Source organism: Pseudomonas syringae pv. cilantro, from assembly GCF_001293775.1.
Classification (GTDB): domain Bacteria; phylum Pseudomonadota; class Gammaproteobacteria; order Pseudomonadales; family Pseudomonadaceae; genus Aquipseudomonas; species Aquipseudomonas syringae_P.
Map to the genome: position 1 here is coordinate 38,401 of NZ_LGLN01000069.1, position 10,013 is coordinate 48,413.

General features: G+C 49.9%; 15 protein-coding genes. All 15 read right to left on the reverse strand.

Going from position 1 to position 10,013, the window contains the following annotated elements; all coding sequences use genetic code 11:
* Positions 1–68 precede the first annotated feature (68 nt).
* On the reverse strand, positions 69–1,157 hold the full coding sequence (locus ABJ99_RS18880) for a TrbL/VirB6 family protein (protein ID WP_054087097.1): 1,089 nt from the start codon (positions 1,155–1,157) through the stop codon (positions 69–71).
* Between the two features lie 60 nt (positions 1,158–1,217).
* Entirely contained in the window at positions 1,218–1,448 is a 231-nt protein-coding gene (locus ABJ99_RS27460; protein ID WP_080378214.1) for an EexN family lipoprotein, read from the reverse strand.
* Between the two features lie 13 nt (positions 1,449–1,461).
* Positions 1,462–2,166: a type IV secretion system protein gene (locus tag ABJ99_RS18885; RefSeq protein WP_230081057.1), complete on the reverse strand. Its 705-nt coding sequence runs from the start codon at positions 2,164–2,166 to the stop codon at positions 1,462–1,464.
* Positions 2,167–2,177: 11 nt separating this feature from the next.
* The gene (locus tag ABJ99_RS18890; RefSeq protein ID WP_054087099.1) at positions 2,178–4,967 is read right to left on the reverse strand and encodes a VirB4 family type IV secretion/conjugal transfer ATPase; all 2,790 of its coding nucleotides are present in this window, start codon (positions 4,965–4,967) and stop codon (positions 2,178–2,180) included.
* Between the two features lie 24 nt (positions 4,968–4,991).
* Positions 4,992–5,279 carry a TrbC/VirB2 family protein gene (locus ABJ99_RS18895; protein ID WP_054087100.1) on the reverse strand — a complete coding sequence of 96 codons (288 nt, stop codon included), beginning with the start codon at positions 5,277–5,279 and terminating at the stop codon, positions 4,992–4,994.
* Complete coding sequence (locus ABJ99_RS18900) at positions 5,279–5,908, reverse strand: lytic transglycosylase domain-containing protein (protein ID WP_054087101.1); 630 nt, start codon at positions 5,906–5,908, stop codon at positions 5,279–5,281. The genes ABJ99_RS18895 and ABJ99_RS18900 overlap by 1 nt, the downstream gene beginning before the upstream one ends.
* Complete coding sequence (locus ABJ99_RS18905) at positions 5,905–6,222, reverse strand: hypothetical protein (protein WP_230081063.1); 318 nt, start codon at positions 6,220–6,222, stop codon at positions 5,905–5,907. Before ABJ99_RS18905 ends, ABJ99_RS18900 begins: the two co-directional genes overlap by 4 nt.
* Positions 6,219–6,812 carry a hypothetical protein gene (locus ABJ99_RS29295; RefSeq protein ID WP_230081058.1) on the reverse strand — a complete coding sequence of 198 codons (594 nt, stop codon included), beginning with the start codon at positions 6,810–6,812 and terminating at the stop codon, positions 6,219–6,221. The genes ABJ99_RS18905 and ABJ99_RS29295 overlap by 4 nt, the downstream gene beginning before the upstream one ends.
* A 33-nt stretch (positions 6,813–6,845) precedes the next feature.
* On the reverse strand, positions 6,846–7,208 hold the full coding sequence (locus ABJ99_RS18915; RefSeq protein WP_223216178.1) for a hypothetical protein: 363 nt from the start codon (positions 7,206–7,208) through the stop codon (positions 6,846–6,848).
* Positions 7,209–7,275: 67 nt separating this feature from the next.
* Positions 7,276–7,494: a hypothetical protein gene (locus ABJ99_RS18920; RefSeq protein ID WP_230081059.1), complete on the reverse strand. Its 219-nt coding sequence runs from the start codon at positions 7,492–7,494 to the stop codon at positions 7,276–7,278.
* A gap of 10 nt (positions 7,495–7,504) precedes the next feature.
* Positions 7,505–7,702, reverse strand: coding sequence for a hypothetical protein (locus ABJ99_RS18925; protein WP_054087104.1), 198 nt, complete (start codon positions 7,700–7,702; stop codon positions 7,505–7,507).
* A gap of 55 nt (positions 7,703–7,757) precedes the next feature.
* Positions 7,758–8,060 carry a helix-turn-helix transcriptional regulator gene (locus ABJ99_RS18930; protein ID WP_054087105.1) on the reverse strand — a complete coding sequence of 101 codons (303 nt, stop codon included), beginning with the start codon at positions 8,058–8,060 and terminating at the stop codon, positions 7,758–7,760.
* 193 nt (positions 8,061–8,253) lie between these two features.
* The gene (locus ABJ99_RS18935) at positions 8,254–8,715 is read right to left on the reverse strand and encodes a hypothetical protein (protein WP_054087106.1); all 462 of its coding nucleotides are present in this window, start codon (positions 8,713–8,715) and stop codon (positions 8,254–8,256) included.
* Positions 8,708–9,616 carry a plasmid replication initiator TrfA gene (gene trfA, locus ABJ99_RS18940; protein WP_230081060.1) on the reverse strand — a complete coding sequence of 303 codons (909 nt, stop codon included), beginning with the start codon at positions 9,614–9,616 and terminating at the stop codon, positions 8,708–8,710. Before trfA ends, ABJ99_RS18935 begins: the two co-directional genes overlap by 8 nt.
* Positions 9,617–9,736: 120 nt before the next feature.
* On the reverse strand, positions 9,737–9,925 hold the full coding sequence (locus tag ABJ99_RS18945) for a hypothetical protein (RefSeq protein WP_154864456.1): 189 nt from the start codon (positions 9,923–9,925) through the stop codon (positions 9,737–9,739).
* Between the last annotated feature and the right edge of the window lie 88 nt (positions 9,926–10,013).

Sequence of the window (10,013 nt, forward strand, 5' to 3'; positions counted from 1 at the left end):
AGCGGGAAGCTGTTGTTTTTGTGTGCAACCGACAGCACATGAAAAACACACAATCATTAAAAATACTCTCATGGGTTGTTGTTCCTCGCTTTCATGTTTTCAACTGCCTGCTTGGACATTTTCTGCAATGCTTTATAACCCTCACCTCCATATTTGTAGGCTCCAGCTGCAAAATCATCGGCCCTGCCCAATTGCTTACCCGCCCACTCGGACCCTCCTTTTGTTTTGGCATCGCCGCCTTGCGCGATTCCCTTGCCTACTCCTTTGCCGAACTTCATGCCCTCACCTAGCGTCTTAGAAGCACCCCACCCGGCAGCTCCCAACCCCATAGCAGCCATACCCTGCACCGCCCCTTCCATGCCGACCCCGGCAATTTGCATTGCGAATTTAGCGGACAACAACACCATCCCACCGGTTAACAACCCAGCAACACAAGCTAAAGCGCCCATAGTTATTAAATTTGACTCAGTTGCTTGAGCAGTAACCTGAGTTAAGATTTTTACCATGAAATTAACACCTATATTAATCACCAGCGAAGCAAACATAACCGTCAAAATGCTTGAAAATATTAATTGCAGCCAGTTATTAAACATAGTCCTCAAAAAACCAAACATAAGACAAAATATAAACAATGGTGCTGTCATACCCAAAAGTAGCATTGTTACATCAGCAGCAAAAAAAACGAACCCGGCGACCAACATCAACGTAATGGAGCCGATCCAAACAAGCAAAGCACCAACCCCCCCATCAATTTTTACATACTTTGAGGTATCTAGGTTCTTAATCGCAGACGCTAATGCTTGAGTTTGCGACCAAATACTATCCAATTTAGCCCATACGCCGCCTGCCTGATTTCCTGATAATCCGTCTTTCAAACCTTGCATGGCATCTAGTGTGGCCGTGAGATAGCCATTGGTATTTTCGATAAAAGCCAAAATAATTCCAATCTTAGCTAGATTCCACACCACATCTTGTAGAGGGGTTTGTATTTTCCCCGCAAGCGTCTGATATCCCATCCACAACACGTAAAATGTAATCGCGCCGGAAATAAAAACAGCAACGGCTTGTACGTATACATTTGAGGTGGCTTGACCAGCCACCTTGATAGCATCCATTATTTCTGAATTAAACCTTACAAAAAATCCGTCGCCCGACATGGCATGTACCTTTATTTTAAAATGCCGCGCCGCTAGATCGCGGCACTACGCCATAATGGATTATTTTTTCTGTAGAAGGCCTTTTAAGGCCTTAGAAGCCTCTGATGAGGCATGCGCCCTTCTTGAGCTTTCGCAATTCTCACTTGCTGAGCCAGACTTTTCGCAATCGGCATATACTTCGGCTAATTCTTTGGGATGATCCAAAAACCATTTTGGTGTTTTCACCTCTTCGGAACATCCAGAAAGAAACACGACGCCCAGTACACAATACACCACCATTACCTTTTTCATGCTTTACCCTTTTTCAATTGAATGTAGGAATAAGCGCATTTGATTGTTGCTTTTCATACGCGGCCTTTCTTTTTTCCTCCCATACAATATTAGCCGCTTTAGCCTGTTCTGTCGCCATGCTCCACTCTAATTGAAGGGCATTAAGTTCAACGGCCTTGAGGTTCACGGCGTTGGCCAAGTCCTGCGACTCTTTAGAATCCTTGGCATTCTGCGCCCGGTCGGCAAGCTTTTGTATGGAGCTTACCTTTCTTGAAAATGAATCACTCACGCTCTCGGCTCGCTCGATCAGGTTCAATTTACTGGCAATCGCCCCTTGGCAAGAGTCAATCATTTGCACGCTCAGCCCCTTGCAGGAGTCCATCAGCCCGTACTTGTTTGCCAGCGCCGCATATTCACCTTGCAGCAGGCCGCCAACAGAGATTAAGGCGTCTTTAGCATCCTTAACGTCGTTATAAACGGTTACACCCTCGTTTTTCAGTGCTTTGGCCTCTTCCAGAAACTCACCAATGTGACGAACGCCAGTGGCAGTCGCCAACTGATCCTTGTACGCGGTCAGTTCGCTTTTATACTGTTTGACCGTCTCTCCCCACTGTTTCAACAACTGCGCCCATTCGACCGCCCGCTTGGCCGCCGCTGGGTTGTCGGCAACGGGGATGCCTATCACGGCAAAAGCAGAGCTTGTGAACAATACAGCGCACAACGCGATAATGTTTTTCATGATCCAATCACTCAAATCGCGAGTTTCAGGTAAGCATCAAGCCACTCATCAGGCTTCATACCGTCTTTAAACAGGCTGTCGAATATCTCAAGGTTGGGCGCACTGGAACTCAACACTTTTGTGTAGACGCCCAGACCTGAGAGGTCCAACGTCACCAGCGCATAAAAATCCGTGTTATCGCCTTCTTTGAGGCTGCTTTTTCTCACGACCATCTGGCGCGAACCGGGGTCTAGCTTTTTGATAATCCAGTACGCTTCTGGCGTCACCCCCAGCTCATCCACATAATCGGCGTATACGGCATTAGGGTTAGCCAGGTAAAAAGCAGTGCTGCACACCTCGATGACCGCTCGCGCAATGTCGCTTTTAATCACCTCGTCCGGCGATTGCGTAGCGGGTACTACAAACCCGTTGAGCTTACGAATGGTCTTGAGCTTGTTGTAGACAAAGTCTTTGAAGGCTACGTCACCGAGCCATTTCCAGAACTCATCGAGAAAAATCACCATTCGCCGCCCATCGAGTAACTGTGTTACCCGATACAGCAGGTAAAAGGAAATCGGCGTACAGGTGTCGTTGTCGTCCAAAAACTCCGTACCGTCGATACCAAAGGTCGAGCTGATGTCCGGGTTAAACGTGTCCACGGCATTGTCGAACACCCAGCCAAACGGACCACCCTGCGCCCAAAGACTCAGACGAGCCACCAGGCCGTTGTTCCTGACCGCCTCTGTGGCTGCTTCGCTCATATGCTCCAGCATCCGGGTGATCCCGTACTGGCGGTTCTCGATGGGCTCCATGTCAAACACCGCGTTCACGCTTTCGCTGATCGTCTTTTCGTCGAGGCTGGTGATGGTTTCACTGTTACGTGTCACCAGCAGCTTGATCAGCGATTTGACCATGGCCAGATTGCGCTTGTTCTTAGGCAGGTAAAACGGGTTCCAGCCTGTAGGTTCGCCTGTCTTAACGGCGTAGTACTCTCCCCCCAATGCCCGAATATTGATTTCTGCACCACGGTCCTTGTCGAAAAATACGGTCGTGAGCTTTTTGGTCTTGGCACTGGGCGAAAAACTCTCGGGTTTTGCGTACTTTTGCAGCATGTTCAAGACAAAGCTCAGTGTCATGGTTTTACCCACACCGGCGGTGCCCAGCACCAGCAAGTTTGCCAGTGTTTTCTCGTCGAAATCGTCCGCGAAGAAATCAACGTTATGCGCGTTCAGGTAATACGCCTGTTTGCTCGGGGTCTTGAGGATGGCAATCGCCTCTCCCCAGGGGGTTTTATTGCGTTTACCGGTGTAGAAATTGTGGAACGAGGCCAGCTCCGCAAAATTGGCACTGCTGATCGGCGCAAGGCGCGGACGCAGGTGGTAGATACCCGGAAGCTGTGCACAGAACGCCGGGATCAGTGAGGCGCTGGAAAGCGTCATGATCAGGCCAATGTCGGTAAACCCGGTGATCAGCTTGTTGGTATCGCGCACCAGTTTCTCAACCGAATCGGCGTACACAAACAACGTAAAGTGATACTTGCCGAAGGACACAACGCCAGAAGTGACATCATCTTTGGCATGGACGAGTTCTGCCTGCTGTGACAGCGCGTCGTCGTCCACACTTTTCAGCTTCTTGGCCACCGCTGATATGTGTTTCAGAGCCTCAGCCTTCGACATCAGCGTGAACGATTGCGTCATCACGTATTCAACATCGGCATACAGCAGTACGTTTAAAATGCCATTCACGATACCACGACTCGAGAAGTCTTTAATCTCCAGCGAGCGAAAAAATCGTGTGTGCTGGTGACTACTCATTTGCCCCGTCTCAGGGCCAAAAAACACGTCCTTGCTGCCCAGCACCTCGTACAGCGGCGTTTTCGTCGTGCGTATTTTCTGCCGTACGCCACTGATCAGGAAGTTGTAAAACGACACCTGACTGGAGTAAACCACGCCATTTTCCTCAAAGCAGCCCAGCGGGTAGGCCGTGTAACGGCTCAATGCCGAACCCAGACGCCCCCTGAATTCCTCCATTTCTGCAATCGAGTTATCCAACACCTGTCTTTTCTGTGCCAAATCCAGACGCTTGTTGTCTGCCCGGTCAAGTTTTCCGAAGGGCTTATAGGCCATCGTCAGATAGAGCGTGTTGGCCTTGAACGTGTCCTTTTCGATCCCTTCGTAGTACAAGCGGCTCACCGTGTCGGCAAACGCATTGCCCGAATCGCTTGTAAAGCCGTCATAGAAGCTCTCACGGGCATTATGCACATAGAATGTCACCGGGTAGCCCGCAAACGACTTGATCAGCGTGTTGACGGTTTCCGTTGTTCTGGCCAGTGAGTCATCCGACTCGAACTCGAATGCAGTGCCCAGCACCTGCCACGTGGCGACCAAGTCGCCGTCTTTGGTTTTTACGATATGGTCCGACACAGGTGACGAATAGGGAATGATGTTCTCAAACGGGGTTCTTTCGTTCAGTTTCATTTGGGTCATAAACTCCTGTACGTCCACGGCATCGTATTGGTTTGCCAAGATGGCCGGGGTTTTGAAAAATTCTCCGGAGAGGCTGTCCATGGTCGGAAGTTTCAAACGACCTGCCGTATGCTTGTTAAATCGCGACCTTAATTTCAGGTACAACAGGTTGTAGTAAAACTCATCCTTTTTCGTCGGCACACCAAGCGCATAGACGGCAATGGGTATCATCAACCAAAAAATCTTGGTCGTGTACATCCCAAGCAAAAACAAAAAGGCAACAACCACGAAAAACAGGCCGACAGGAACCCCGCAATACAGCGCAGGTCGCCTCAGTGCTTTGTAAAAATGACTCATTTCGTCACCTTGGCTTCTCTGCCATTAACCGACCATCATCCGTGCCACTTCCGAAGCTGATGCAATGATGATGGCGCCAATAATGATGGGCGCACACTCGCGCAAGGTGTTGCCTGCAAACAGGACCTTGTAGCCCACCCAGAGCACGGCAATGGTGACGGTCACAAGCGACAATCCCAGCAGCCCCGCTGATACTTTATCGAGTAACGTACTCGCCTTGGTAAAGCCATCGGCCATGGCAGGTACAGAGGCGACCAGCCCCCCAGCAGGCAAGCACCGCTTAATCAAGCGTTTGATATTTTTCATTTCCATCAGTCAACACCTCGCAAAATTTTGGTAGGTTTATCATCAACAATCAATGTGCTTTTCAACACACCCTCCGGATACACAATCCTCACCCGCGCCGACTTCGTGCTGTTCTTGGCGCGGTCAGAATCGTGTCTTTGACCCAATGCAAATTTTTCTTTATCTGCTTTTGTGCTGGGCACCACGTATCTATTTTCGGCGTCATACCCAATCCGCTGAACATAGCTGGAATCCGAGAATGCCTTTTCTTCTCTGGCACCTGCCTCAAAATTACCCGAGTAGTAACAACTCAAAGCGCGTGGCAAGGTCTTTCCACGGACATAGCAATCGGTCATGACCTTTTCGAATACGGACAGATTCGTACAGGGATCGAGCAACCTTTCAGGCGTTACGCCATATTTTAAAAAATTGGACCGATTAATCTGCATCAACCCCACCGAATAGTTTCTCCCTTCACGCTCAAGCTGATTAATCTTGAGCAATGCGTCCTCTTTGGTATTCGGCATCAACCCGTTACTGCCCACGACGCCGATGGCATAGGGGTTCATGCTGCTTTCCACCTTTGCCACGTCCCTCACCGTATCCGGGTGCACCGTAGCCGCACAGGACAATAGCAAAGGGATAAGCTCGATCATGGTTGTTGCTCTGCCCCTATGTGCTGTGAATCTGAGGCCGAAGCTCTCCCCATCCTGAACACAAGCAAACCTACGCCAATAAACCCTGCCATCAAAAAAATAAGCCAGTGCACTGCCTTGTCCTGAAAAAACGTCAAAAACTCAGAAAACGTTGCTGTGGCTGGATCAGCCGATAGTAGGAAAGCCAGCGCCATGCCCGCTATCGAAAAGGCAAGTCCCCTATAAAAGCAAACGATTACCCAGGCTAAATAGATCATTCCCCACTCTCCTTGCATTACGGCGACGGCGATGTCGCGATCATTGTTCAGTTTCACTTCCAAAATGGAGTCATAGGCACACGCTGGGTCATGAGCTTGTCGCTACCATGCTCAGCATTGAAAGCCTCATACTTCTCGATGTTCTCCTTGCAGAACGCCTCTAGCGCATCGGCTTCCAGGCATGGCGAGTAAGCGAGCCACGGCTCTTCCGAATCATCCAAAAATTGCTCAGTGCCATCCGCATAAATCACGATGGGCACCCCTCCCAAAAGCATTTCCACATCAGTAGTGAAGGGCGCGGTTTCGGAGCCGAACGGGTCAAAAACAATTTCGGCCCCGGCTTGCATGGCCTTGAACAGTAAGTTACGTCGATTTTTAGGCCGTTCATACTCAATCAACGCTACTCGGCCATCGGCGTATACTTCAAAATCCTGACTGCACCTGTCGCACGTCTCTGACCTGCACGGCACATCCATCTGCCGCACTACGGTGATTTGGGTAGTAACCGTGTGCTGGCAGGCCGGGCAAGCTACGTCAAGTGCGCCGCCTTGTGGCCAAGGGTTCGAAGCACCCTTATCACTGCCAACGTGGAACTCGGTTCGTAAGCACTGCGGGAGGGGCGGCAGCTGATCGGTTTTATCAGTCATTGGCTCGGTCCTTTGTTAAAGGGGTATCCGGATTTAGCTGTGGGCAACCACAGAAGCAAAAATCGGGTGCCGTTCCAAAATGGGCGCAATCTGCATCAAGACTTTCTTGGCCTCGGAAAATGCTTTCTCCCAACGTTCCAGATCGTGCACCGTCACAGCAGTAGATCCGCTACATAGCTTGCGGCTAATGCTGTCTCGCCGTGCCTGCGCTCCCTCGCAATCGAAAAGCGCGGCCTTTACGTCAGGCGCTTGTAGGGCAACCGTCGCACTGTCGTACTGACGGTCTTCGATGCTTGGCAACCTTAAAACCGCCCGTACCTCATTGCTCGCGTCCATACGTTTCCGACCTCTTCGTGGTGCAGGTGATTTTTCAGTTTTCACGATTTCATTTGTCATCGTTCATTTTCCAGAAAGCGGATTTAGTTGTGGGCAAACACAGCCAAATCTGGATAGCCTATCTCTCTTAATGGGTTTCGGTGTCAGAGCAACCACCCCTGCATGAGCCCTCTTTGAGCTGGATAGTTGTCGTGAAATTAGCCATGACGGCATCGCCGAATGCCTTCGCTTGCGCCGGGGAGAGCCGGGTAAGGTCGGACGTGTCGCGCTTTACGATTTGCCTGACCTGTGAACGATCCAAGAGCACGGCGATTCCGGCATCTTTTTCCACGTCAGCACTCTTCATGGGAAGCCTCTCACTCGCCGCCAATCATCGGCGCATAGTCGATGCCGTAATTTTTCAGCAGTACTTCCTGGATCACCTTGCGCTTCGGGATATTGCGCTCAAAGGCTTCCTTGGCCACGTGGTAATGCACATCGGCATCGAGCATGACGCGCACCTCTGCCGAGCGCCACTTGGCCTTTCCGTCTTCGGTTTTGAACTCATTCAACATGCCATTTCCTCATCCCAGTGAATTTAGTTAGCGGGCTGTGCCTCGCTGGTATCCATTAGGACACAGGGGAAATAGGTTGTATGTCCCCAAAATTGGGGAAACGTGTTTTTAATAAAATCAATAGGTTAAGCCGATTCGCATAAATAATCCTCAAATCTGCCACTCGATCAATTTCAAATTTCTCCTTCATGCGCTTCAAATTTGTATTAACTGTGCTGGTTGCTACATTCAATTCAGTAGCGATTTTCCGCGCCTCACACCCCAGTGAATACATCATCAACACACCGGCCTCCCCCTTCGATAGCTCCGGAAAAACTTCAAGCAAGCCAGTTATATATTTTTCTTCATAGACAGCCATTCCGTAAGCCCTCACGTACCACAATATTTTTTACGCACACACCCTACAAGAGCCTCCGGCAGCGGGGAGACAGCCCAAATTGAGCCACGCAGTGGCGTCAATTTGGGCCAATTTCCCTATCCTGCATCCGCTCCGCATCCGCATCCGCATCCATCTCTTATGTTGAGTGCTTTTGTCGAGTGGATTAGTCGCCCTAGAGGCCGAAGAGCCGAAAGGCTATACGTTTTTCAGATAACCACTCAGCCAGCGCCTTGCCAGAATGTGCAAGCACCACCAGCACCATGCACGTTACAAACGTGTAGACGGTCGGGGCACCCACCTTCGTGGTATGCACATAGGTCAGGCCATCATGCCAATACAAAATGGCAGAGGTGACGACGCCGAAAAATGTGATCAACCCTTTGAAGCTGTGCAGCACACCCAATGGCACAGCGACCGCCATAAAAAGCACAAAGGCAGCGGCATATCGGACCGCTTTGAACAATACCTTTACCACCGACCAACACAACGTCCCGAACGACCGGTTTTTTCGAGGGTTGCCTTTGCCACGTCGAACTGGCGTGCAGACCTTCCGCTGTTTGGCATCAGGAAAACTCACCACGCTATCGGGGACGGGGTCGTCTTCCTGGCCCGGGAATTTCACGACATTACTCATGACGCACCGCCTTGGTTTTCACCACATGCACTAGATCTGTTTTCTCATCAATCCAGCAGGTCCAGCCTGTAACTACGCTAAGGTCAGACAGCGCTTTCTTTAAAGTCTGCCGAAATTTGAAAAGCTCACCTGTTTCACTACCACAAATCTCTTTAAGTGTTTCGACCTTATAGGCAAAGGGTGCATCTTGAGTGCTGTAAGTACCATGCAGCCATAAAGCAAGCTGTTTACCTCTAAGCGCTCTGCGCTCCTCGACCAAAAGCCCAGTCCAAGTTCCATCTACAAAGAATACGCCAATATCAGGATCGAAAACGATTATGTATTCGTGCGTATCCTCATCACGATAGGTTTTCGCAATCAGCGGCCCTTGAAAATATCGACGCCCATCACTCAACTCGATTGAGGTGGTTGCTAGGCGATGCAGTACCCCATCCAACCACTTATAATCACTACTCCCTTGACTACGACCAATGGCACTTAGAAAATTTCCGCCTTTAAACTTAATCAACGAGCCAAGAGCCAAACCTTTATGTCGGTGGAGACACTCTAAAAATACGTCGAGGTCAGTTTGGTCTCGCTGCTCGCCAGTAACCATCAAGGTAAGACCTCTCACGGTGGCCTTGACTACTTTCTTTTCATACTTTCGTACTTCTTGTTGGCCATTGGATTTTTTTTTGCTCAATACTCCAAACAGCGAGCCGCGCAAAATGGCGTTTGCCATGGCGCGCTGGCCTTCGGCTACTGGCGGTAAGACTGATGCCACTGGCGACAAACTCTTTGCGCTCAATGCAGTAGGCTCATGCACGATGCCATCTAACGTGCGTTCACCTCCTTCGCTTACTCGAGGCTGCCCGCCATGCATATGGATGGCCTTTATCCTTTTCTCCAGGGTATTAGCCACGGGGCACCCCCTTTGAAACAAACGATGCAACCGCTATACTCTCCGGTGCTAACATAGACATTTCCTCATAGCGCTGTGTTGGTATTTCAGCCCTGAACTTTTGTCGGTGAGGGGCTGAAATTATTGATTCTTTCGAACAAATCTACTGACCGTCATCGACGTAACCGTTATCTTTTTCTTATCAGCTAGCCAGTTAGCAATCTGCTCAAACGAATATCCGGCTTCTCGCAATCTCAAAACCTCCTCACGAAAGGCGTCTAATTGGTTGTGCTTGCGGCCTCTAGGCTTTCCAAGCAAATCTTCATCCACAGTCATTTCCTTTCTCAGCAGTTCATAATGTACATCAAACATTTCAACATTTCAACATTTCAACACTACTGCCTTATTAAGGGTACGG